Source organism: Kordiimonas aestuarii (assembly GCF_025574465.1).
GTDB lineage: Bacteria > Pseudomonadota > Alphaproteobacteria > Sphingomonadales > Kordiimonadaceae > Kordiimonas > Kordiimonas aestuarii.
In genome coordinates this window covers 122,187-147,121 of the sequence record NZ_JAOBPP010000017.1, presented here as the reverse complement: position 1 = coordinate 147,121, position 24,935 = coordinate 122,187, and the positions used below count along the sequence as shown (strand labels likewise).

Genomic DNA, 24,935 nt, shown 5'->3' with positions numbered 1-24,935 from the left:
GCTCAAACCATTATGTCGACAGTTCGCAAGGCTCTTTTCTTCTCGGCTTTGGGCAAATATGGAGAATTTGGCCTTTTTTTGTTGGGGACGATTGTTCTGTCGAGGCTTCTCTCCCCAAAAGAGATTGGTATTTTTGCGGCGGCCAATTCCATTATTGCTTTTGCCCAGACAATTCGAATGTTTGGCACGAATGATTATCTTATTCAGGAAAAGAGCCTGGAGGTTAAGGATGTTAGAAAAGCCCTGGCTGTTGCGAGCGTCCTGTCATGGATTTTGGCCGGGCTTTTAGCCGCTTTTTCCAGTGTAATTGCCAATTATTTCAAAGAGCCGCTTCTGCAAAAAGTGATCTTGCTGGTCGCTGTGTCTTTTCTGTTCCTGCCGATCAGCAGCACAGCCCATGCCCGGTTAAGCCGGGATATGAAGTTCGGCACAATCAGTATCATCGGCCTGTTGAGCGCGCTGACAAACTTAAGCGTTGCAATCATTCTGGCGCTTAATGGTTTTGGCGCTTTAAGTATTGCCTGGGCAACCTTCGCGGCAAATCTTGCGTTGTTAATAGCGACAGCGGTTTTAGCGCCACACTATATGCTTGTGCGTCCTCATTTCGTTGATTTGAAAAAGGTATTTACATTTGGGTCCTGGGTAACCGCATCATCCATTATACGTAACATCGGCTATAACGGCTACTTATTGATCATTGCCAGAATGCTTAGTTTTGAGGCCCTGGGGCTTTATATGCGAGCGGCAACAATAGTAGAGCGTTTTACAACAATTCTATTAGATATAATCAAATCTGTGGCTTTACCTTCCTTTGCTGAGATAAAGCGATCTGGAAAGCCTGCCGGGCCCGCGATTATGAAAACGTTGGCGTTGATGGCCGGCTGTTTGTGGCCGGTTTACGCATTTGTTGGCTTGCACGCCGAGCCGATTGTGGGCCTTCTGTTCGGGGATCAATGGTTTGATGCTGTGCCGGTAGTGCAAATTTTGGCGGTTTCCGTCGTTGTAAGTATGAACCTGCCAGCCTTGTTGCCCACTGTTTTAACCGCCTACGGCAGGGTTAAAATCATTTTCGTGTTTAACGTGATTATGTATGCCACCCGTGTTGTCGGTGTTCTATTGGCTGTCCAGCATGGACTTTCCGCGGTGGCGATAGCCGTGACCATAAGTTCCATTGTCGCCGTGCCGCTTTATGTATGGGTGTTGAAGAGCATGTTTAATATCCCCATTCTGGATTTCATATCCACCCATGTGCGGGCTGGCATATTGACAGCCCTGAGCCTGTTGCCGTCTCTTGTGTTCACCGCGATGGGTGAAAGTGAAGACTGGACATATTTCGCGGTGCTATTCTTTTCCGGGTCGAGCACTTTTTTAATATGGATTGCTCTTTCCGGCTTTTTCATTCCGGCCATAGCAGACGAGCGAAGAAAAGGCGTTGCCAACATTTATCAAAAAATACAATCTTTCAGGCGTTGATACCTGTTTTTATCAGAAGCGGAGTGTAGCCGGATATGCCTGAGCCTAATGCAACGCACGTCCCTGTCTCTGTGGTGCTGGCAACATATAACGGTGGCGCGCGGCTGGATAAAACACTTGATAGTATGACACGGCTGAAGGCTCCGGATGCAGGCTGGGAGCTGATTGTAGTCGATAACGGATCAACCGATGAAACACCTGATGTGTTGAAACGGTATGAAAACCAACTCCCCATGACGGTTCTGCATAATCCGATACAAGGGAAAAACACGTCTTTAAACGTGGCCCTTCAACATACAGGAGGGGGGCTTATTGTTTTTACGGATGATGATGTATTGGTCCCGGCAGACTGGCTTTTGAACTATATCACTCTGGCTTCCCGCAACCCGGATTATGATGTGTTTGGGGGCAGAATAGTCCCTGATTGGCCTGCGGCGGCTCCCTCAAAAACAATTCTTGAAGGTGTTTCCGTTGGCGATGCTTTTGCCGTACATGATGCCACCATCCCGGATGGCGAAATCAACCCGGGGAAAATATGGGGCCCCAATATGGCTGTACGGCAACAGGTGTTCAAAGAAGGCCATCGGTTCAATGAAGGCATTGGCCCCTCCGGTGCGAATTACATCCCCGGCAGCGAGTCTTCTTTTAACCTGATGCTCGCCCAAATGGGCTACCACTTTTATTTTGATAACAATAATGCCGTCAAGCACCAGATCCGGCCGGAACAATTGACAAAAAAATGGTTGAAAGGCCGGGCCTTTAGGCTTGGGCGGGGGCAAGTCCATTGGTCTCGTCTGGGTAATGAGGCTGAAGTGGCCCGAATAGGCATATTCCCCAGATGGTATTTTTCCTACATGATACGCCATCTCTGTTTATGGGTATTGGCCATCATCACTTTCAGTCCAGTGCGATTGATGGCGTCGGTCTGGCACATGCAGGTTGCCCGCGGCATGTTTTTTGAGCAGTACAGGCTTTCATCAGGTTCTGACCATAAAGGGTGACATCGGAAAATACCTGGTTTCAGATTGATCCGGAAGAGGGCCTAAAACGCGGTCGATACCGTCAGGAAAGCGCGCCGCCCCAGCACGTCATACGACCGCCGAAGCGCGTTGCTGGAGCCGATAAGCGCATTCGCCGGGGGTTTGCGATCAAAAAGATTATCAACATTGAGCCTCAGGCGCAGGTGCTCGTTCACGCGCAGGCCGTACGAGATATTATGAATCATATAGTCCGCCACCCGGTTGACGGGCAGGGTTTCCAACTCGGTGGAATTGTCGAGCTTTGCCGCACCGGTCCAGCGGGTTTGCCAGGCTAGTTCCACATTATTGCTACTGTAGCGCAGCGAAAAAAACGCCTGGAAATGCGGTTGGCCAATCAATCCGGCCAATTTTTCAGGCGCCGAGTTCTCAAACGGCATCACGTCCAGCCGCCGGGTATAGAAGACCTTGCTGTCAAAATGCAGCATGCCGGCAAGGTCAAGCCCCAGCAGGCGGTGGTCAAGCCGCGTGCTATAGGCAACGCTGGTCATAAGCCCGTCAAATGTCATGCGGGCAGTGTTATAGTAACCGGAGCGATAGTCGGTTATCTGGCCTGCCTCCGCGCCCGTACCGCGTGTGAACGCGGAGCAGGCAGGCGCACTCGGGTAGGCCGGGCTGTCGTAGCAGGCTTGCAGAAGTTGTCCGACCGACAAGGCCTGAATGCCGTCCGTCAGCGTGATGTCAATCCAGTCCGCCGAGAGGCGGAGCGCAGGCAACGTCTCCGGCTGGTACACCAGGCCGACAGACCATGACCGTGCTTTTTCATTCCTCAGTGATGGGTTGCCAACCTGCACGCCCGTAATACCGATATCCTCGATATCAGACTGGAAGTCTGCCGGATTGCTGATGCCAGCGGCCGCCAGCGCTGCGCGGCAGTTGGCTTCTCGCACTGTGGGAACAGGCCCGGCGCGGAAAGATGTTGCACTGCATGGGTCGCCGGCTGACGCACGGATCGGCGCGGCGCCCAGAAAAAGTTCCGGGATTGCCGGTGCGCGGATCGCACGGCTCAGCGTGCCGCGAAACGAAAGCCCCTCAAGCGCCCCGCCGACCATTGGTTCGACCTGTGTGCCCAGCGTCCAGGCGACATCGTGTCCCGCAACCGAGTTGCCGATGCTGCGGAAAGATCCTTCAACCGCCCAGTCGCGAAGGATGGTGTTGTTATCGGCAGACACCACTAAGGGGGCAAGGAATTCGCCGTAAAATTCATCCGTATTGTAGCGGCCGTCCACCTCTAGAAAACCGGGCAGGCGGCTGTTTCCGGTGGCTAGCAGGCTATCCGGCGCAAAATGCGCCCATTCCTCCCGGTGTTCATAGCCAAGGCCTATCTCTATCGGTGCTGCAATCCCCCAAGGCAGGCTACCGCCTATGTTTGCGGACAGGATTTTCTGTTCATTCAGGCTGCGGGCGACGCCGGTTTCCACGACATAAGCGATGGCGGCGGCACTTGCCTGTCCCTCGCCGAACAGGTTGAGCGGCATACAGCCCGCCATGCTTGCATCCGCGCAGGCAATCTGCCCGGTAGCAGGGTCCCGCACCGCATCGACCGCGGCATAGAAACGGGTGTCATTCAGGTTGCTGATTTCAGACCGGTTGCTGCTGCGGCCATAGTTGAAGGACGCGTCCCAGCGCCAGTTGTGCCCGGCAAGCTGCCATGTGCCTTCAAGTCCTGCGACGGTGCGGAACAGGTCGATCTTTGTGGTGCCGGGTTTGGCGTCCAGAATATCGCTCATATTGCGGGCAAGGCTAAAATCCTGAAGGCCGTTTGCCAGCAGCGTCGCTCGTGCGCCGTCTGATAGAAACGGGTTGTCCACGTTCATCGTGATGGCGCCACCCTGCGGGATAGGGGCGGCATTGATGGCCAAAAGCTCCCTGATCTCCGTGCTGCTGGTGTGCACGTAGCTGCTTTCAAGGAAGAGGCTCAGCCGATCGCTGACGGCATAGTCCATCATCACATTGAGGAGGGTGCGGCGTACAGGTGTGATCAGGTTCACATAATCGGGAATACGCAGTCCATCGCCGCCGCTGACAAAAATCGGCTTATCGCCGCCACCGCGGCCAAGCTCATAGGGTACCAGGCTGCCGTCGGGCGCGAACTGGACAGGGTTGCCGTCCGCATCAAAAACAAAAAAACCATCCGGATAGCCCGCCGTGACCCATCCGGCAGAAAGGCCGCCGGGCGGAAGCGGCACGCCGCCATCTGTTACCCCGGCGAATACCTGATCATCCACCAGGCGGAAGGCGGGAATACCGTCCCCCATACCTGTATCCGCCGGGTTGGCGGTCAGGAAATGGCGCCTCGCCATGAAATCCCGGTCGCTCTCCAGAAGGCCGTTCTGATTATTGTGCTCTGCACTGAGGATGAAAGAGCCGCGCCTGTCAGCGAAGCTGTTGCCATATTGGGCCTGTACAGCATAATTGCTAGCATCGCCTTTGTCCGCCATGCCGTATTGCGCCTGAAGGTGCAGGCCATCCACCCGGTCCTTGAGGATGATGTTGATGGTGCCGGCGATGGCATCAGAGCCATAAATCGGCGCACCGCCGACCGCAATTGTCTCCACCCGCTCAATAAGCCCTACGGGTATCATGTTCAGGTCTACCTGCTGCCCCGCTTCGGCCGGGGAGACATTGGTCACACTGTGGGAAGATACAAAGCGCCGCCCATTCACAAGCGTTAGCGTGCGCTGCGACCCAAGGCCAAGGAAATCGACAAAGGTTTGTCCCACACCAAAGGTGCTTTGCCCGCCGATGCCGTTGGCGTCCGAAATACCGAAGCCCGGGGTTTCTTCAAGGATATTGGCGATGTTGGTGACCCCGCGCCGCTCGATATAACCCCGGTCATAGGACACAGAGGGGCGCACACTGCCGCTTTCGCCCCGGTCGATGCGCGATCCGGTTACGACAATCTCATCAATATGCGGTTTCTTTTCCTCGCTGTCGCCAAAGTCGAAAGGCGGGATCAGGTCTGCACGGGCTTCCTGCTCTGACGCAGGGGGGAGCGTTTGTTGTGGTGCTGTGGTTGCCGCTTTCGGTTTTGGCAGCTCCGCAGGTGCATGCAGGCGCAGGATAAAGGCATTCGGGCCTGTGCGCACGGCTTCAAGTCCCGTGCCGGTAATCAGCATCTCCAGCGCGCGTGCCGGTTCAAAGTCACCGTGTATGGCCTTGGTCTCAAGGCCGTTCAGGTCACCCGCGCGGGCGATGATCTGCAGGTCCGCCTGTTCGGCGAACAGCTTGATGGCCTGGCTCGCCGGCAGGACCGGAATGTCAAACCCGGTGGGGGTGGCCATGGCCGGTGTGGTGGATATCGCACCCAGTACAGCTATCGCGGTGAAACATGCACGCATAGCCGGTTTTTTCGCGCGGGGTGGTGCCGGTTTTCCGGGCAGGAGGTGAAGAAGGGCGGTTGCGAAAAGTTGCAGGGACGTCCTTCGCCGCGCTATCATTATTCCCTCCCGCACGCGCGCCGGTGGGCGGTCATTTCTTCACGATGCGTAATGCGTTTTCTTCCTCAACCAGTCGCGCGTCGAAGGCGGCGGCGACCGAGTTTGCATAAGTCTTGCTGTCCCCGATGCGGAATACGCCAACCAGCGTTTCGTCAAGCATGGCCGGGTCTTCCACCAAAATCTTTACGGTTGCGTAACGGTTTACTTCTGCCGTGGCCTCGCGCACGCTTTCGCCGTCAAATACCAGTCGGCCATCTTCCCATGCCATGCGGCGGCTGATTTCGTTGGCGCTCAGGTTTGCGGTGGAGAAGGTTTGCCCGGCCACGGCGGTCAGCCATTCGTCTGCGTGCAGGCGCTGTATCTCGCCCGTCGTGGGGTTCGCAACCTCCACAATGCCTTCAGCAACAATGACCGACACCGCCCCCTTGAGGCGACGGACGGAGAAGTGCGTGCCCACGGCCCTGACGGTCAGTCCATCGACTGCCACGACAAAGGGCCGGGCGTCTTCATGCGCGACCTTGAAGGAAGCTTCGCCTTCACGCAGCAGAATGCGTCGCTCATCCGCGTCATAGCGTGTCTGTATCACGGAGGCGGTATTGAGGTTGATGGCCGACCCGTCATTCATCGCAATCAGCCGTACTTCACCAATTTCCGCCATTTTGCGGCCGTCATAATGCTCGAAACCAAAATACCCCGCGCCAACGACTGCCACGAGAAGGGTAGCGGCGATGGCCAGCATGCGCCCGGAGATGCCCCAGGACGCCGCCTGCGCGGGAGCTGGCTTGTCATCGCGCGTGGCACCTTCGCTCATGGCCGCCACCCGGTTGGTGTGTTGCCAGATGGCGCGTGCACGTACGTAGGCGCCCTGATGGCGCGCGTCTGCCGCCAGCCATGCGTCAAGCTCGGCCTGCTTGTTCGCGCCCAGCGGGCCGCCATCAAGGCGTGCAACCCAGTCCGCAGCAATGTTATCTATCTCGTTTTTTGCCATGCTTCTGCTCATTGTCCCGGGCCCCGCCATCGGATCGCCCCTCCGGGCCGGTGTCGGGTGTGTTCCCGGGCGTTTTCATACTTTCCATAACAAGGCGCAGCGCCTTGGACAAATGTTTCTCTACCGTGCTTTCAGCCACCCCCATGCGGCTTGCAATCTCTTTTTGCGACAGCGCTTCGAATTTCCTCAGCTCAAATGCCTGCCGGCAGCGCTGGGGCAAATCCGCCAGGGCACCGAACAGCCGTTTCACTTCCTGTCGGCCGCTCAGGCGTCGTTCCGCATCAATATCACTTCCTACGATGTTCAAGGTCTCGATATCCGCCATCATTTCAATTGAAACAATGCGCGACCGACGCAGAATTTCACTCACCAGATTGCGGGCGGTGGTGAAAAAATAGGCGCGGGGCTCCTTTATTTTTTCGGGTTCCGCAGCCCAGAGACGGGCGTAAGCCTCCTGAATAATATCATCCACATCGATACCGGAAAGCCCACGAATCCGCCGCTCCAGCCATATCCGGACATCCGGTTCATGGGGCAGTATTTCGCGACTCAGCCACTCGATATGTTCGTTCTCGGTCATGCCTTCATGCAAGGCAGGAAAAAATCCAGCCGTCAAGAAAAAGTAAAAAAGCCGACCTTTTGCGCATTTTCTTCGCCGCCCGAGTAGCGGATATGCGCGCCCCACCCGTCGTAGGCCAGTGAGAGGGACAGAAACCAAACAAATGGGGAGGGTCAAGGGGATGGCCATGTCAGTCAAAAGATATTTGGTAACACGCGTTGTAGTCAGTATCGCAATGATGCTGTTTGCGGTGTTCGTCACGTTGCTCGAGGGGGCCGCACGGGCAGGGGACCGGTTTGAAGTAAGCTTGCCCGATGAGGCGGCAGGCAATGCTGTAACCGGTCGCCTGCTCGTTGCGCTCACACCGCATGACGACGCAGCCGCGGAGGTGGGCGAGCCACGAAACGCGATCAGTGTGACGGGCGCCACCGTATTTGGCATGGACGTATCTGCGTTCAAACCCGGTAGCAGTGTATGGCTTGACGCGAAAGCGCTCAAGGCCGGGGCGCGGGGCTACCCCTATGATGCGCTCACCGATATCCCGCCGGGGCAGTATGACGTTCAGGCGGTGCTGATCCCCTACACCGAGGTGACACGCTCGGACGGACACACTGTGTGGGTGCCCATCAGCGACCGCCGCGTGATGCCGATGATGATGCCGGGCAACCCCTACAGCAAGCCGGTGACAGCGAAGATCGGCGGCAAGGGCACTGTCAAGCTGGCGCTGACGGAGACGATCGCGCCGCTGCCGGAGCCCAAGGATACTGAATGGCTCAAGCATGTGCGTATCCGCAGCCAGATCCTGAGCGATTTCTGGGGTACGGAAATGTACCTGCGCGCCAATGTACTGTTGCCCAAGGGCTTTGACGAGAACGAACGCGTTCGTTACCCGGCGGTATATCCGTTCGGCCACGGCGATGTGCCCTTTGGTTTTAATCCCAACCCGGAAAGCCACACCGAACGCGCTATCGCCAGCCGGGCAGACGCCAATGTTGAGACCGGATACGCCTTTTTCCAGGCCTGGACGTCGGATGATTTCCCCCGCGTGGTGGCAATAACGCTGGAGCACCCAAGCCCCTATTTTGTCGAATCCTATGCTGTCAATTCCGCGAACAACGGCCCTTACGGCGAGGCGATCACCAGGGAGCTGATCCCTTACCTCGAGAGAGAATTCCGCCTGATCGCCGAGCCTTATGCCCGCATTGTCGAAGGGGCGTCCACCGGCGGCTGGGAAGCCATGGCGCTGCAGCTTTATTACCCTGACTTTTTTGGCGGTGCCTGGGTTTTTAACCCTGATCCCATTGATTTCCGCCGCTACCAGCTTGTGAACATCTATGAGGTCGAGAATATGTTCTCACTAAAGGTGGCCGAGCGCATGTGGGCCGACCGTCCTTTCCGCCGCAGCCGGGAGGGCCAGCCGCTCTGGACCGTGCGCCAACTCGCCAGCTTCGAAGCCGTGCTGGGTTCAAAAGGCCGGTCGGGCTACCAACTGGGTATCTGGCAGGCGACGCATGGCCCCGTGGGCGACGACGGTTACCCGGTGCCGCTGTTTGATGACCGCACCGGCGCGATCGACAAGGCCGTTGCCGCCGCCTACCGCGCACACGGCTATGATCTCACCGCCTATGTACGCGACAACTGGGAGACACTTTCGCCCAAGGTCGCCGGGAAGCTCGTGATGATTGCTGGCGAGATGGACGATTTTTACCTCAATTTATCCGTGTACGGCTTCGAGGATACCGTGCGTGAACTGGGCGGGGACGATTATCCCATCCGCTTCGAGTACGGGCGGCCGAAGAAAGGCCATAACTGGCACCATACCACATGGGAGGGTGTGGTGCGTGAGATGGCGGACCATATCCGCGCGAATGCGCCTGAAGGCGCAGATGCCACCCGGTGGAATTACAAATGAACGCTCGAGACACAAGAGGGAGACAAGGGATGACGAACCGACTGAAATGGATGATGCCGACCATGATGCTATCCGCGCTCACGCTTGGCGCCTGTGAGGGCATGGACAGCAAGGCGGAGAAGGGGAGTGAGGGCGGCACCGCCACTTTCTCCGAAATCAATGTGGAGCGGCTGAATATCGTGGAGCCGAACGGCAAGTATCGGCTGGTGCTCTCGAACGAGGAGCGTTTCCCCGGCCTCTTTATGGACGGTCAGGAATTCGAGCATCACAGCAGGCAGACCGGTGGCATGCTGTTCTTCAATGATGAGGGCGACGAGGTTGGCGGCCTGACCTTCAGCGGTGAGAAGACGGACGACGGCTACAGCGCCAACTCCGGCATCATGTTTGACCAGTTCAAGCAGGATCAGACGGTGGGCCTGAGCTATAGCGACAGGAACGGCAGCCGATATGCGGGCTTGCGCGTCTGGGACCGCCCGGATTATTCCATCAAGCCGCTTTTCGAGTATAGCGACCGTGCCGCCAAGGCACAGACCGACAAGGAGAAAAATGCCATCCGCCAGGAAATGATCGCTTATGCGCAGGACCTTGGCGGCCTCGGTGCCGAACGGCTGTTCGCGGGCAAGGTGAAGGAAGATGCCATCGTCAAACTGGCCGACAAGGAAGGCCGCCCGCGGCTTATCCTCAAGGTTGATGCAAACGGCGACCCGAGCATCGACTTCCTCGATGCCGACGGCAAGGTCATCCGCACCATTGCAGGGGCTGCGTCCGACTAAGCGATCCGTATTTGACCATATACCTCTTCACCCGCTGCTTTCCTTCCAATGACGGCACACGGGGCTCAGGCGCGTTTCGGGAAAATCCCGGGTGCGCCTCTTTTTTTGGGGTGCGCAAAAAAAATCCGCCGCCCGCATAGCGGAAACCCCGCACCCGCCCATCGTAGTTTGTGGGGGGCCACAGGGGAATGTGGCCTTGGTCAAGGAGGAGGAAACAACATGACATATAAACCCACCCAACGGGGGTCGCGCGCCCGCGACCTGTGCGCCGGTGTGGCGCTGGCTGCTCTCATGACGGCACATCCTGCGCTGGCGCAGGAAACAAACGAAGAAGCGACTGAGCAAGCCAAAGAGGACCTTGAGTTCGAGGAAATCATTGTCACCGGTTCGCGCATTTCCCGCGCCGGGTTTGATACGCTTCAGGCCGCGTTTGTAACCGATAGCGATGATATCAACCTGCGTGGCTATACGAATGTGGCCGACGCACTGCAGGATGTGCCGGGCTTCGGTGTCGCCGATTCAAGCCCCGTGGGCACAGCGCAGTCCACGCTCGGTGTCGCGCAGACATTCGTGAACTTCTTCGGCCTCGGTTCGCAGCGCACCTTGACGCTGGTGAACGGGCGGCGTTTTGTATCGTCGAACACGGTATCGGGGTCAGGCGCGGCCGCTTCACCGGGCTCGCAGGTTGATTTGAACGTCATCCCGGCGGGGCTGGTTGAGCGGGTTGAAACCGTCGCCATCGGTGGCGCACCGGTATATGGCGCTGACGCCATCGCAGGTACCGTGAACGTTATTCTCAAGGACGATTTTGAAGGCGTTGAAACCAGCGTTCAGTACGGCATCACCGATGAGGGCGACGGCGAAAGTTACATGGCGCGTGGCCTTATCGGCGGCAACTTTGGCGACGATGACCGCGGTAACGTGACCCTTGCGGTGGAATATACCAAACAGAGCGGGTTCCGCCTCTCTGACCGCATGCCGTTCCGCTACCTGTTGCCGAACCCGGATGATACATCCGACAGCGACGGTATCCCAAGTCGCATTGTGGTGGATGACCTGCGCTATGCCGTGTTGACGGAAGGCGGCCTGCCGTATGACAACCAGTTGGTGCCGCTTGCCGGCCTTGACCTGCCGGGCATCGTGTTCCCACCCATCTACAATCAGGGTAACTATATCCGGTCATCCGACGGCACGCCGCTTCAGTTCGGGCCGAACGGCAATCTTGTACCCTTTGTGGTGGGTGATGTTGCCCAAGCCGCGCTTGGCGCACCTGTGCTGACCGACGGCGGTGACGGCGTGAACCCGGCGGATCACTTCTCGTTGCTGTCGCCAACCGAGCGCACGCTGATCAACGGCATGGCGCACTATGATCTCACCCCGTGGCTGACGGTCTTTACTGAAGTAGCTTACGCGCATACCCAAGGGCAGGAACTGAGCGAGCTTTACCAGTTTGCGGCGCCAGCCGCTCTTGGCGGGCCGGAGCTGACCTTCTCGGTCGACAATGCTTTCCTGTCACAGTCCGCGCGGGATACCATCATAGCCAACGGCCTCACGGACTTTAACCTGAACCGCAACCTCAATGACGTGGTGGACCAGACACCGGGCACCACGACGCTGGACCTGTACCGTATTGTCACCGGCTTTGAGGGAGAGTTCGCGGTCGGGGATCGGAACTGGTCCTGGGATCTGTCATTCAACTACGGCCGCAGCGAAAGCATGTCAGAGCTGACAATGATCGACCCTGACCGCCTGTTGCTAGCAATCGATGCCGTCAACGACGACGACGGCAATATCGTCTGTGCGTCGGGAGGTGACTGTGTGCCGATCAACCTGTTCGGCACCAATAACTTCTCGGCTGAGGCGGTGGACTATGTCACCGACCGTGGCCGCGCCGTCAGCATCAACACACAGAAGGCCGTGACCGCCAACATCACCGGTACATTGCCGTTTGGCTTCTCGGAACCCGTCGCCTTCAACGTTGGCTATGAACACCGGGAAGAAGATGCACGCTTCTCGCCGGATGCCACGCTTGAGGCTGGTATCCTGCTGCTCGGTCCGGGAACGCTTGCGTTCGAGGCGGTAGAAGGTGGCTTCAAGACCAATGAATATTATGGTGAGGTTGAGGTCCCGATCTTCTCACCGGATCAGGATACGCCTCTTATCAAGGCGATGAGCATCAATGGCGCTTTGCGCTATGTGGACAACTCCATCGCGGGCGGGGCTACAACATGGTCTGTCGGGGGCCGCATCGCGCCGCGCCTGCCGGGTATTCTTGACGGGCTTGTCCTGCGCGGTGTGTTCACTCATTCCATCCGCGCGCCCGCGATCACCGAACTGTTCCTTGGTGGTGCACCCACGGCGAATGCCATCACCGACGTGTGTAACGCCCAGAACTATAATCAGGGCCCGAACCCTTCGGTCCGTGAAGCCAACTGCCGCGCGGCATTGGCGGGCGTGGGTGGCCCGGCACCGGAGAATTTCCAGTCAACCACATCGGCGGTTTCGGCCTTTGGTGTGCAGGCTGGTAACCCCAACCTTCAGAACGAGACTGCGGATTCATGGTCGCTCGGTTTTGTATTCCAGCCGGAACAGATCCCCGGTTTCCGTCTCGCGGTCGACTGGAGCGATATCAAGCTTGAGAACGGGATCGAGACTCTGGGGATCGGGGCGCTCATGGCAAGCTGTTATGACAGTGAAAACTACCCCAACGAGCAGGCATGCTCTGCCTTTGGCCGTCTGACGGCGGAAGAGGCAGCGGCCCAGCCGGGGCCAGTACGCACCACGGGGGACGTGGCGAACGGTTACCGCACGGGCTACTACAACATCTCATCCCTCCATTTTGCCGGGTTGATCGCGCAGGCTGATTATTCCTTCGGTATCGGCGGTTTCGGCGGTGGTGAAGGTGGGACTGTCCGCCTTGGGGCACATCTTTTCTATACCGACAAGTATGAACAGGTTTCCCAGCCCGGCTCACCCGCGATTGATAATGCGGGCACCGTTGGGACGCCTGAGTTCCGCGGCACCTTCCGCGCAGGCTATACGGAAGGGCCGGTTGGTGTTGATCTGCAGGCACTCTGGACCGGGTCCGTGGTGCAGGACCAGTTCGCCACCATCGAGAACTTGCCGGAAGATGTGTTGAGTATCGGCGATTATTGGCGGTTCAACGGTACACTGCGCTACGACCTGTTCGAGAATGTGCAGGCGCAGATGTCGGTGAACAATATTTTCGACAAAGCCCCGCCCTATGCAGCGCAGGTGACACGCGCGTTTGGCGCCTACAGCCCGATTGGCCGAACCTTCCTGTTTCGTTTGACAGCGCGATTCTAGGACCGGCCTTAGGGGGAGGTTCCTCGCGTGCCTCCCCCGACCCTCATCATGACCAGTATTAAATTCGGGAGAGTCCCCAGTGCGACATTCTCTTTTGGCGGCCGCAGTTCTGCTCGGCCTTTCTTCAGCCCATGCCTCCGACCAGACGGAAAGCGGCCGTTTGAACGCCTTCTTCGAGCAGGTGTTCGAGCGTGACCTAGCCCGTGATCCGCTGCTTCAGATGCATCTGGGCGCGGACAATGTCTCACCCGAGTGGCCCGACCTCAGTGAGGCGCGGCGGATCGAGAATGCCGCCCTCGTGCGCGAAGACCTGAACCGCCTGCACCGGTTCGACTATGACGCACTCGATGGGGAGGCAAAACTCAGCTACCGCCTGTTTGAATATAATGCCGGGACGGAACTGTCGCTCCACAAATGGCGACACCAGATTTATGAACTCAGCCACAGAAGCGGTTACCAGTGGGTTGTTCCGCATTCCCTGATGAATGACCACAAGATTGCCTCTGTCGCAGACGCGGAATTTTACATCGCGCGCATGGCATCGGCCAAAAATCTGCTGCTGCAACTCATTGAGGAACTGAAGCGCGACGCGCATCACGGCACCATGATGCCGCGTTTTGTCTATGGCCGTGTGGCTGATGGTTGTGAAGGCATGCTGGACGGCGCGCCTTTCAAGCACGGCGACAAGGACAGCGCTATCTGGGCTGATTTCAAGAAGAAGCTCAGCCACGCCGGTATTGACGGCGAGGAGGGAGACCGCCTGCTGGCGGAGGGGCGAGCGGCGCTACTCTCCGGCGTGGGGGAGGGCTACCATGCGCTGATCGCTTATTTGCGCGAGACCGCACCCAAAGCGCCTGAAGCCGTGGGTGTCTGGCAGCTTGAGAACGGGCAGGCCTTTTACCGTGCCATGCTGGGCTGGCGCACCACCGTGTCGATCACGGCAGAAGAGGTTCATGAGACCGGCCTCGAGGAAGTGAAACGCATCCACGGCGAGATGCGTGTGATCATGGAACAAGTTGGTTTCGAGGGCGAGCTGAGCGCATTTTTTGACCATCTGCGTACCGGGGATGAATTCTATTACCCCACCACGGACGAAGGCCGCGCGGCCTATATGGACCATATGCGCAAGGTGCTGGACGAGGTGGATGCCCGTACCGGGGAAATCCTCCACGGGGTGCCGGATATCGAGATCGCGCTCAAGCGGGTGGAGCCCTGGCTCGAGAAATCAGCGGGCATCGCGGGATATTATGCTCCGCCCAAGGACGGCAGTCGGCCGGGGCTAATCTATATCAATCAGGTGGATATGAAACGCCTGCCGATTTATGAGATTTCGGCGCTCGCTTACCATGAGGGTATCCCTGGCCACCATACGCAGCAGATCATGCGGCAAGCGCTTGAGGGTGTGCCGCAGTTCCGCTCCAACACCGGTTATACTGCCTTCAGTGAGGGCTGGGCGCTTTATGCTGAAGACCTGCCGGGCGAGATAGGCTTTTACCGCGACGCCTATCAGGACTTTGGCCGCCTTTCGATGGCGCTGATGCGTGCGGGGCGGCTGGTGGTCGATAGCGGTATCCACGCCAAGGGCTGGAGCCGGGAGCAGGCGGTGGCGTGGCTGGATGCCAATACCCCGATCCCCCATGCCCAGAACGTGGTGGCGGTGGATCGTTATTCCGTGCTGCCGGGGCAGGCGACGGCCTATTCGATTGGCCGCCTCAAGATGTATGAGCTGCGCGAATATGCAAAAGATGCGCTCGGTGCAAAATTCTCGCTGCCGGCGTTTAATACCGAGCTGTTGCGCGCAGGCCCCGTGCCCCTTTCGGTGCTGGAGGAAAATATCAGCGTGTGGGTGAAAAAGCATGAGTAGGGTATTCGCACACTCGTTACTCATTCTTTTCACACTCCTCACTGCGCCTGCGTTCGCGGGTGGTGAGGAAGACACGCGTCTTAACCGCTTCTTTGAACAGGCTTTTTCCCGTGAACTGGCGCTCAGCCCGATCCGGCAGTCCCGTATGGGCATACGGGACGGGCAGGCAGGCTGGGACGATGTCAGCGAAGCGGCAGAAGCGGCGGAGCAGGCGCGACTGGAAGGTGATCTTGAAGCGCTTAAATCATTTGATTTCAATGTCTTACGAGAAATTTCAAAACAGAATTACCGCTTCTTCGACTATATCACAAGGCGTGATATCGAAAGCCTCCGGTGGCGGGGTTATGGCTATGTGGTCAGCCAGATGGGCGGCATGCACACGCGAATTCCGACCATTTTGATGAATAATCATGCGATTTCAACGCTTTACGACGCGGAAGCTTACATCAGCCGCTTGCACAGTGTGCGAACTCTGCTCGGGCAAGTGGTCAAGCGTCTGGAACTGCAGGAGAAAAAGGGCATACGCCCGCCAAAGTTTGTCTATGACCTGGTGATAGACCCGTCGCGGAAAATCATTACCGGCCAGCCGTTTGACGAGGAAGCGGATAGCCCCTTATGGGCCGACTTCAAGGCAAAAGTGGCCGCGCTGGATGTGGCGGAGGATGTTCGGCGGGACCTGCTCACGCGCGCAAACGCGGCACTGGTCGGCGATTTTCTTGATGGTTATCAGGCGCTTATCGCTCACCTTGAAGGTTCAAAACAAAAAGCGGGAACCGAGGATGGCGTTTGGCGGCTAGAAGAGGGCGCAGCTTACTACCGTTCGCGCCTCAGGCACTATACCACGCTTGATCTGGATGCGGATGCAGTGCACCTGACCGGGCTTGATGCCGTTGCACACATCCATGCACAGATGCGCGATATAGCACAAGCCGTTGGTTTTGAAGGGAATTTGTCATCGTTTTTTGACCATATGCGCACGTCGCCCGCGTTTTATTACCCCGATACGGCGGACGGCCGTGCCGCCTATATGGCCCGCACGGATGAACTTTTGGCTGGCATCAAAGCCCGCGAGCACGAGATTTTTGGCCGCCTGCCGAGGGCTGAGGTCGTCGCCCGCGCCATCCCCGCCTGGCGCGAAAAGTCAGCCCCAAAAGCCCACTACAGCGGCCCGCCAATGGACTTTTCAAGGCCCGGAATTTTCTATGTAAACCTCTATGATATGAAGGCGCAGCCCGCGTATCAGTTGCCGGTTCTCCTTTATCATGAAGCCATTCCCGGCCACCATATCGAGACCGCGCTCGCCTACGAACTCCCTGCCCTGCCGATGTTCCGGAAATATGCCAGCATCGCCGCTTTCAGCGAGGGGTGGAGCCTTTATTCCGAAGAGCTGGCAAAGGAAATGGGTTTATATCCAAGCCCTTATGACGATTTTGGCCGGCTCTCCATGGCGCTGATGCGCGCGGTGCGGCTGGTGGTCGATACCGGCATTCACGCGAAGGGCTGGAGCCGCGAGGAAGCGATCACTTACATGGATGCGAACATGCCCTCCAGCCACTATGACAATCAGCGCGAGGTGGAGCGCTACATTGTGCTGCCGGGGCAGGCGACCTCCTATTATATCGGCATGCTCAAGATACTGGAACTCAGGGATGAGGCGCGCGCGACTATGGGCACGCGCTTCGACCTGCGCGCTTTCCATGATGCCGTGCTTGGTTCCGGCCCGCTGCCGCTACCAATGCTCGAAGAAGAAATCCACCGCCGGAGCGATCAGGGAGAGGGCTCATGAAACTTCGCAAAACACTCACAACTGTTTCATTTATCGCGGTTTTTTCGACCGCAGCGCTCGCGAAGGTGACCTATATTCACGCGGGCCAACTGATGGCGGACCCTGCCAGCGGGCAGGTGAAAAACGGCCAGACCATATTTGTCGAAGATGGTCGCGTTCTTGAAATTCGTGACGGCTATGTGGGGGAAGGCGATGTCGTCGACCTCTCTGGCCAGTTCGTATTGCCGGGTCTCATTGATGCCCATGTGCATCTCCTGCATGAAAACGGCCCTGGCGACAAGCTGGCACGGGTTACCAAAACCCCGGCGGACTGGGCGATTGAAGGTGTGCCCTTCGCGCGCGCAACACTGATGGCCGGTTTCACCACGGTCGCGAATGTGGGGGATGAGAACACCTCTATTTATGCGCTTCGCGACGGTATCAAGGCCGGCAAGATCGTGGGGCCGCGCGTCATTGCGGCCGGAAATGTCATTAGCCCACATGGCGGGGAGGGGGACGTGTTTGGCTACCGGGCAGATGTGACCCATGCGATCGCACGCCCCAACCTGTGCTCAGGTGCTGATGACTGCCGCCGCGTGGTGCGTCAGCATATCCAGTTTGGTGCGGATATGGTCAAGATTGTCGCGACCGGCGCCGTGTTATCGGACGCTGACGCGGGTATTGACCAGCAGTTCACCGGGGATGAACTGAAGGCGATTGTGGAGACCGCCCATGCGCTTGGCCGCATTGTAACGGCGCATGCGCACGGCACGGCGGGTATCAATGCCTTCCTTGAGGCGGGTGGCGATTCGATCGAGCATGGCACTTACCTAGACGACAGCTCCATCACTCTGTTCCGGGAAAATGGTGCTTATCTGGTGCCAACGCTGCTTGCCGGTGCCACGGTTACTGAATGGGCGAATAAGCCCGATACATGGCTCTCGCCGGTCACGGCGAAGAAGGCGCTTGACGTGGGCCCCAAGATGGTGGGCGCTACCCGCCGTGCGCATGAAAGTGGGGTGAAAATCGCCTTCGGGACGGACTCCAGCGTGAGCCCGCACGGGCAGAATGCGCGGGAATTTGCGCTGCTAGTGGAGGCGGGCCTCACCCCGCTTGAAGCCATTCAGGCCGCGACCGTGAATGCGGCGGAGCACCTGCGTATTTCGGATGAGGCAGGGCGCATTACCCCGGGCATGTCTGCGGATATCGTGGCGGTAAAAGAAAACCCGCTCAAGGATATCACCTCACTTGAGCGGGTCGTTTTCGTTATGAAGGCGGGTACTGTCTACCGGGAACCCTGAGCGGTATTTGCCGCGTCTTCCGGTAGCCAGGGGCCCGGGCCGGTTTTCAGCATTGCCTTGAACCAGGCAGCGATGCTTGCCTCTGTATGGCCCTCCAGAACAGTGAGAAATTCGTCCGTCGTGCCAAGCTGTTCTTCCGCTACTACGCGCAGGACTTTGTCCATGGTGTCGCGACCGATACGGCCCTCAAGCTCGTTCAGGATCATAGGGCCGCGACGATAGAGCGAGGATGAGCTCGGCCTGCCGCCCCCAAGGATGGGCCCGGCGTCAAGCGCAGTCTGGTAGCGTTTTTCCATCAGATCATCGGCGACCGCGCTGCCAAAACCGCGCGCGAGGTAACGCATTGCGGAATATTCTGCGAGGGACTCGGTCATCCAGAAGTCATCGCTCATGGGATCAGCATACATCCACCAAGCGTGAGAAAACTCATGTGCCACGATACGTGCGAACGCCCATGCGGGCACATTAGGGTCTTTTTCTATCGCGCTTCTGGCTTCGGACATCACAACATAGCCGCGGCGTGCGTAGGCGTTACGCTCCCGCGGTAGCACACTCAACACTATGCGGCCCTGATACCCGGCCGGCCCGAAAATATCCTCAAAATATGCCGCGCTTTTTGCGGCATGGTCGGTGATATTCTCAACCGGCGGATAGTCAAAGTCTGGCGCATACACATCCACATGGCCCGATGAGCGTTTGCTCAAGCCCGGCGCGGCAACAAGCGGGATATCAAAGTCTGGCGACTGTCGCGTGATGGTTACTGTGTCACCTTTGCGCTCGACCTCACCCTGTGCCGCAACCACAAGCTCCTCCGGCAAGCCAGACAGGACAGTATGCGCGCTGAAATTGAGGTTGATCTGCTGCGCGAGCGGGAACCACATATAATCGAGCGCCAGTTCAAGCCCATCGGGGCCATAGGCCGGGGCCTTACTGTCAGGTTCGTCAAGCGGGCCTTCATAGGTGAATGTCAGCGTTGCGAATTCGCTCTGACTATCAGGAAAATCGGTTTCGATCAGTTGAAGGTCGGGCAGCGGTGTCTCGGCCACACCAATTTTGTAGGTGGCGGCATCATCCACCTCCAACTTCGTGATCTTGAAACGTTTCGCCAGCACGAAGTCGAGGTCGCGTTTTGCGTCCTCCGGTGTCAGCGTGATGGTCACTGTGGCGTTCAGTTTTCCGTCTGGTGATAGATGTGCGTTTACATCATAATGGCTGGTGTCACTGGCATGCGCCTGCGTGGCAGTCATTATCAGGCTTATACCCACAAGCACTGGCTGTCTGATAATCCCGATCATTTCGTCTCCCCCAAGGTTATTGAAAACACGGCTGAAGAACATGCCGCTTCTTGATACGATGGACGAGGTGAGGGAATCCGCTATTCAAGCTGGCTGGACCCGTTGTCTTGTGGCTTGGAGGCGAGGGTTTTGTCCAGAGGTCTGGACCTGTCCTTCACCGCGGGAGGCTCAAAACCGGGATGTAAGTTTGAGGCCATAGAAGCGGGGTGGCCCTGCGATGAATGTAGGAGAGCCGAACAAGCCGCCGGTGTTGCCCGCATCAATGAGATGGTTGTTGTCAAGCAGGTTGCTGGCAAAAGCCGTGAGGGCCCACCGGTCATCAGTGGCCGCGATGCCGAGGTTTGCGTTAACGAGATGTACCCCGCCTTGCCGGATCTCCAGCCCGGCGATAGGTTGATTTTCGATTTCAAAAAATACGTCGGAGCGATAGGTCCATGTGGCATTGCCCGTTAATTTGAGGGAACTGCTGATCGGCACAACGACTAACGCGCCAAGTGCGGTGGACCACTCAGGTTGCAGGCGAAAGCGGTTACCGGCAAAAACGCCGTTTTCGGCTTTGTCGTCGATCCGGGCGTCGATATGGGCAAGAGTGCCGAAAAGCTGGATATACTCGCCGACAAGGGCCCTGATCTCGCCTTCCGCGCCAATATTTCGGGCGGTGCCGGCGTTTTCTTGCCGGGTGACCCCGCCGGGGTCGAGTATGGTGACCTGAAAGTTATTGTAGGTTTGATAAAAGACTGACGCGGCAATATCCAACCGACCATCCATCAGGCGCGACTTGATCCCGGTTTCATAATTCCACATGACTTCCGCTGGTACAAAGGTAGTGCGCGCGGCAGGGGCGCCCCCTGCGTCTGTCATCGATGCGACTTCGATGACATCTGACCGCCGCCCCTTTGAAACTGTGACATACAGATTTGTATCGTGTTGCAGTGCATAGCGCAGGTTGAAACGTGGCAGCAGCGCGTCATAGCTACGTTTCTCCTTCACCACTGCGCCGGCGGTATCCACGTTGCCAAAATCAAGCAGCGGGGCACCGGTCAGTACAGAAGCGGGTAGGCTGGCGAAGGCGCCGCTTTCCCGGGTTTCATGCGCATAGCGCAAACCGCCTGTAGCCGAGAGCCGCTCGCTCACCGCGACGGTAACATCGGCGAAGGCCGAATAGGTGTGGAAGGTGCCGGTGTTACCGAACTGGGCGACATAGTAAATTGGGGGCAGGCCCTGCGCGGCCGTCAGTGAACCGATGGTGCCGTCGGGGCCCACACACGGAAGGCCGGGGATTAGTCCGGCCGCACATTGCAAAAAAGTGCCCTCTTCGGTTAGGAAAGGCACAGCCACACGCCCGTCTTCGGTGAAATAGCCTATCCCAATGAAGGCATCAAGGCTGTCGGCGGCGAAGGACGTGCGTATTTCCTGACTGAACTGGTCACCCGTGGCGTCTTCTGCAAATTCGGCAAAGATGGCCTGCGAGCCGTCTGCGTCGAAGACCTCTAGGCTGTCGAACTTGCGGTAACCTGTGACGGAGGTGACGGTCCAGGTTTCGCCCGCGGCCCAATCCATGGTCAGGTTGGCGTCGTAAAGTTCGCGTACTATACCAAGGGTGGCGCTGCCGAGGACATCGGCTGAAAGCGGGCCTGCGCCCCCAAGTTCTGCAAAGCTGAACGGGTCAGTACCGCCGCCGGTGGGGGCGAGGGTTCCTGATTTGAAACTGCTGCCGGTATCATCATCTTTTTCATAGTTCAACACCAGGTCGACGGTGAGGGTATCGGTGGGGAGGAGCCGAAGACTGCCGCGTACAGCAACGCGGTTGATGCCGTTCAGGTCTGGCTGCACGGTCCCACCTTCGGATTGGGAGCCCAGATCCCCGGCGATATTCTCAATATAGCCGTCGCGCCGACGGTAGCTGAAAGCCAGCCGACCCTGCACCGTCGAGCTTCCGCCCGTGACATAGCCCTTGGCCTCAAGGCTGTCAAAGTTGCCATAGCCGAGCGAGACTTCACCTTCAAAATCTTGCTGGGGTTTGCGGGTGATCACCGACACGGCGCCGATGGCGGCTGCGGTTCCGAACAGTGTGGCCTGTGGCCCTTTAATCACTTCCACCCGTTCAATATCAAACAGCTCAAAGTGTGACCCACGGGAGCGCGACACGTCGATGCCATTGAGGTACACCGAAACCCTTGGTGCAATTTGTGGCGACCCGCTATCGGAGGTGATGCCGCGGATTACAAAAGCCGGATTGTTGGGGCTTTGTTCCTGCACCAGCAGACCGGGGGTAAGGTCTGACAGCCGGTCAAATTCGTCCATGTTCAGCTTCTGGAGAAGGTCGCCGTCGAGGCTCGTAATGGTCAGGGGTACGTTGCGAATATTCTGCCCGCGTTTTTGGGTGGTGACGATCACCTCTTCAATGGTATCCGAAGCAAGAGCTGCGCCTTGAAAGATGGTCGTCAGTAAGGCAAATGTTGCGACGCTACTTAACAAACCGGAACCGTGGTCTCTGATCATCGACTTCCCCAAACCCGCTTCCATATGCCCCCTGGTCACGCATGCGAAGGACAGCTATATCACCCTAAGTTATGAAGATATATGAATTATTTGTTGTCTCATGGAGGAAAACCATCACAGGTGGCGGCGTATATTAGCCGGAGTGGTTGCAGGTTTATGTAGTGGGCCTTGTTCTTCCCAGGGTATAGCCAGCAGGCACTTGATTAACGGGGGCACTCCTGATTAGATTTGCGGCACGCACACGTTGGGGCGGATAAAGGGGCGTCGTGGCTGATACCGTAAAAATTGTGGTTCTGGATGACCACCGAATGTTTCTTGACGGCATTTCCATGCTGGTGGAAAGCATGGCTCCGCACTATGCGGTCAGCAATTTCCACATGCCGGTTAACTTGCTGGGCAGCCTCGAAAACAACACACAGTACGATCTGATCATCTGCGATCTGATTATGGACCAGATGAATGGGCTGGCCTTTGTTGCTGCGGCCCGAGCCCACAACAAGCGCGTGCCCATCCTGATGCTGTCGGGGATCAATACCGACCCTCCGATTGCCGAGATGGTGCGGCTGGGGGCCAGCGGATTTGTGCATAAATCCGCTGACAACGAGACCTTGCAGAGAGCCGTGGAGAGCCTGCTGGCTGGAGGGAGTTTTTTTGAAGGCTATGAAAAACTTGGCGGTATGAGCGCCGAACCGGTGGATAGTGTGCGGTTTGATGAGGCTTGTGCGCTGACCGACCCGTTGCCCAGCCTCGGAAAACGCCAGACTGAGGTGCTGAAAATGATTTCGCAGGGCGCATCCAACAAAGAGATATCAAACAGGCTTGCGATCAGCGAAAACACGGTGAAAACCCACCTGAGACACATATTTACGGCGCTGGGTGTGAACAAGCGAACCGCTTGTGTGCGCAAGGCGCAGGCGCTTGGCCTGATATGAGTGCGTGAGGCCGCCTATCGGCGTACTTTTGTCTGACTGGTTACACGTTCAAGGATGCGGTGCAGCGCGGCGGGATCGACCGGCTTGGCCAGAAACTGCATGTCAGGAACATGCGCCTGATCCGTGGCGGAAACCGCTGCGCCGCTCATGAGCACTGCGGGGGTGTCTTCATTCACTTCCTCGCGTAGCCGCTCGATCAGCACTATTCCGTCTGGTCCGGGGCCTAACATCCTGTCGATGATCAGCAGGCTGGGCACCTCAGGCGTTGCTGAAACGGGCCCGAGGACCTCATCCGCGTCTGCGCCGCAGATTACCTGGCAGCCCCAGTCTGTCAGCAGGCTTGCCATGGCGTCACGGATTGGCTCCTCATCGTCCACCAGCACCACAAGCGGGGCGGTTGCAAACCGGCTGGCGCTGCGGGCACTGCCATTATAAGCGTCTTCGGTCTGTGCAGTCCGGGTAAGTGACATCGCCAGCGTGAAGCTTGTGCCTTGTCCGGGAGCTGAAGATAAACCAAGCTTGATACCGAGAAGCTGGCACAGTCTTTTGACGATGGAAAGGCCAAGGCCAACGCCGTCCTGCGCGGTCCCGTTTCCAAGCTGTACATATTCGTCGAAAATGCGCTTCTGGTCGGCTTCGGGAATACCGGGGCCTGTGTCTGCAACGGTTATTATTGCCGTTTGGGCTGTGCTGGTGAGCCCGAGCGTGACGGCGCCACCTGCCGGTGTGTATTTCAGGGAATTAGCCATCAGGTTGCGTACGATACGATTGAGGAGAACGGGGTCCGTTGTACCCATGATGGTGTCGAACTGACCCGTCAGGCGGAGCTGTTTCTGTGCGGCCTGGTCCTTGAATTCATCAAGAACGGCCTGCATTTCGCGGTCAAGGTGTACCAAAGAAGGATTGGCGCGGATCGTGCCGCTATCGAGATGGGTTACATCAGTAAGCCCCCGCAGAAACTGACTTTGCCGCAGCCATGTCAGCTCGATTTTGTCCAGTAGTTCGCGCTGCGGCGCGGTCTTGAGGTGTTGCCGTAGTGCCTGAATGAAAAAGCCCTGCGCATGGATCGGCTGTGACAGGTCGTGGCTGGTGGCGGCGAGAAAGCGGTGCTTTTCTTCGTTCACTCGGCGGATAATCTCGTTTTGTGCCTTCACTTTTTCCATCAGCTCGCGGGAGTTGCGGGCGGTAATGGCTTCACGCATGTCCAGTTCGGCGCGTGCGCTTGTGATCATGCCGAAGCCAAAATACACAAAGGTGGCGAAGCCCAAAAGCCGGGTTGGCCACTCGGCAAAAATAAGAATGTAAAACGCAAGCGGCAGCAGCGCGAAGGCCGCCAGCCCGATATAGCCCGGACGGTAGGCGGAATTGGGGAACATGCCACCAACCGTGATGCTGAATACAAGCACGCAAGCGACAAAAACGGTGAAATATGACGACCAGTCGATCAAATAGATGGAGAAGGCGGACCAAAGGGCGCCGGTGAGGCAACAAATCAGGATATGTCCGTGCAGGTAGGCACCGACATTGGCGTGGGTTATCCCTTCTGGCAGTATCCTGGTGCCGTAAAGATACACGAGGCCGACCATCGGGGACGAAGCACAAAGCCAAAGGATGGCTTTCTGTTCATATCCAACGAAATACAGGATGATAAAATAGTTGATGATGATGAACTGGACGAACAGGCAGGACCCCACCGTCCGCTTCCTGAGCAAGGTTGCTTGTTCGACCCGCACATCTTTCAGGTCGTATGTCGGGTTGTCGCCCACG

General features: G+C 57.6%; 15 protein-coding genes. 9 read left to right on the top strand and 6 right to left on the bottom strand.

Features of this window, described 5'->3' with window-relative positions:
* The first annotated feature begins 12 nt into the window (after positions 1 to 12).
* Both OEU85_RS06025 and OEU85_RS06020 read left to right on the top strand, forming a co-directional pair.
* Positions 13 to 1,473, top strand: coding sequence for a lipopolysaccharide biosynthesis protein (locus tag OEU85_RS06025; protein WP_262690556.1), 1,461 nt, complete (start codon positions 13 to 15; stop codon positions 1,471 to 1,473).
* 35 nt (positions 1,474 to 1,508) lie between these two features.
* Positions 1,509 to 2,474 (top strand): glycosyltransferase, encoded by a 966-nt coding sequence (locus tag OEU85_RS06020; protein ID WP_262690555.1) that lies wholly within the window; start codon positions 1,509 to 1,511, stop codon positions 2,472 to 2,474.
* 41 nt (positions 2,475 to 2,515) lie between these two features.
* Here the strand turns inward: OEU85_RS06020 and OEU85_RS06015 are convergent, their stop codons facing one another.
* The 3 genes from OEU85_RS06015 to OEU85_RS06005 form a co-directional block, all read right to left on the bottom strand.
* Positions 2,516 to 5,851 carry a TonB-dependent receptor gene (locus OEU85_RS06015; protein ID WP_262690554.1) on the bottom strand — a complete coding sequence of 1,112 codons (3,336 nt, stop codon included), beginning with the start codon at positions 5,849 to 5,851 and terminating at the stop codon, positions 2,516 to 2,518.
* A 130-nt stretch (positions 5,852 to 5,981) separates the two neighbouring features.
* Positions 5,982 to 6,938 carry a FecR family protein gene (locus tag OEU85_RS06010; RefSeq protein WP_262690553.1) on the bottom strand — a complete coding sequence of 319 codons (957 nt, stop codon included), beginning with the start codon at positions 6,936 to 6,938 and terminating at the stop codon, positions 5,982 to 5,984.
* Positions 6,916 to 7,686: an RNA polymerase sigma factor gene (locus tag OEU85_RS06005; protein WP_262690568.1), complete on the bottom strand. Its 771-nt coding sequence runs from the start codon at positions 7,684 to 7,686 to the stop codon at positions 6,916 to 6,918. The genes OEU85_RS06010 and OEU85_RS06005 overlap by 23 nt, the downstream gene beginning before the upstream one ends.
* On the opposite strand from OEU85_RS06005, the gene OEU85_RS06000 reads away from it, so the two are divergent.
* The 6 genes from OEU85_RS06000 to OEU85_RS05975 all read left to right on the top strand — a co-directional run bounded on the left by OEU85_RS06000 (position 7,685) and on the right by OEU85_RS05975 (position 18,439).
* On the top strand, positions 7,685 to 9,409 hold the full coding sequence (locus OEU85_RS06000) for an alpha/beta hydrolase-fold protein (RefSeq protein WP_262690552.1): 1,725 nt from the start codon (positions 7,685 to 7,687) through the stop codon (positions 9,407 to 9,409). The two genes, OEU85_RS06005 and OEU85_RS06000, sit on opposite strands and share 2 nt — an antisense overlap.
* Before the next feature lie 29 nt (positions 9,410 to 9,438).
* Positions 9,439 to 10,182 carry a hypothetical protein gene (locus tag OEU85_RS05995; RefSeq protein ID WP_262690551.1) on the top strand — a complete coding sequence of 248 codons (744 nt, stop codon included), beginning with the start codon at positions 9,439 to 9,441 and terminating at the stop codon, positions 10,180 to 10,182.
* Between the two features lie 219 nt (positions 10,183 to 10,401).
* Positions 10,402 to 13,509 (top strand): TonB-dependent receptor domain-containing protein, encoded by a 3,108-nt coding sequence (locus OEU85_RS05990; RefSeq protein WP_262690550.1) that lies wholly within the window; start codon positions 10,402 to 10,404, stop codon positions 13,507 to 13,509.
* Positions 13,510 to 13,588: 79 nt separating this feature from the next.
* Positions 13,589 to 15,373, top strand: coding sequence for a DUF885 domain-containing protein (locus OEU85_RS05985; protein ID WP_262690549.1), 1,785 nt, complete (start codon positions 13,589 to 13,591; stop codon positions 15,371 to 15,373).
* Positions 15,366 to 17,159, top strand: a complete 1,794-nt coding sequence (locus OEU85_RS05980) for a DUF885 domain-containing protein (protein WP_262690548.1) — start codon at positions 15,366 to 15,368, stop codon at positions 17,157 to 17,159. Before OEU85_RS05985 ends, OEU85_RS05980 begins: the two co-directional genes overlap by 8 nt.
* Positions 17,156 to 18,439 (top strand): metal-dependent hydrolase family protein, encoded by a 1,284-nt coding sequence (locus OEU85_RS05975; RefSeq protein WP_262690547.1) that lies wholly within the window; start codon positions 17,156 to 17,158, stop codon positions 18,437 to 18,439. The genes OEU85_RS05980 and OEU85_RS05975 overlap by 4 nt, the downstream gene beginning before the upstream one ends.
* Here OEU85_RS05975 and OEU85_RS05970 read toward each other — a convergent pair.
* A complete protein-coding gene (locus OEU85_RS05970) occupies positions 18,424 to 19,734 on the bottom strand; it encodes a M1 aminopeptidase family protein (protein WP_262690546.1) in 1,311 nt (436 codons plus the stop codon). The two genes, OEU85_RS05975 and OEU85_RS05970, sit on opposite strands and share 16 nt — an antisense overlap.
* A gap of 168 nt (positions 19,735 to 19,902) precedes the next feature.
* The gene (locus OEU85_RS05965; protein WP_262690545.1) at positions 19,903 to 22,236 is read right to left on the bottom strand and encodes a TonB-dependent receptor; all 2,334 of its coding nucleotides are present in this window, start codon (positions 22,234 to 22,236) and stop codon (positions 19,903 to 19,905) included.
* Positions 22,237 to 22,502: 266 nt separating this feature from the next.
* Between OEU85_RS05965 and OEU85_RS05960 the strand changes: the two genes are divergently transcribed.
* A complete protein-coding gene (locus tag OEU85_RS05960) occupies positions 22,503 to 23,168 on the top strand; it encodes a response regulator transcription factor (RefSeq protein ID WP_262690544.1) in 666 nt (221 codons plus the stop codon).
* A gap of 14 nt (positions 23,169 to 23,182) precedes the next feature.
* On the opposite strand, the gene OEU85_RS05955 is transcribed toward OEU85_RS05960, so the two are convergent.
* A complete protein-coding gene (locus OEU85_RS05955; RefSeq protein ID WP_262690543.1) occupies positions 23,183 to 24,934 on the bottom strand; it encodes an ATP-binding response regulator in 1,752 nt (583 codons plus the stop codon).
* Between the last annotated feature and the right edge of the window lies 1 nt (position 24,935).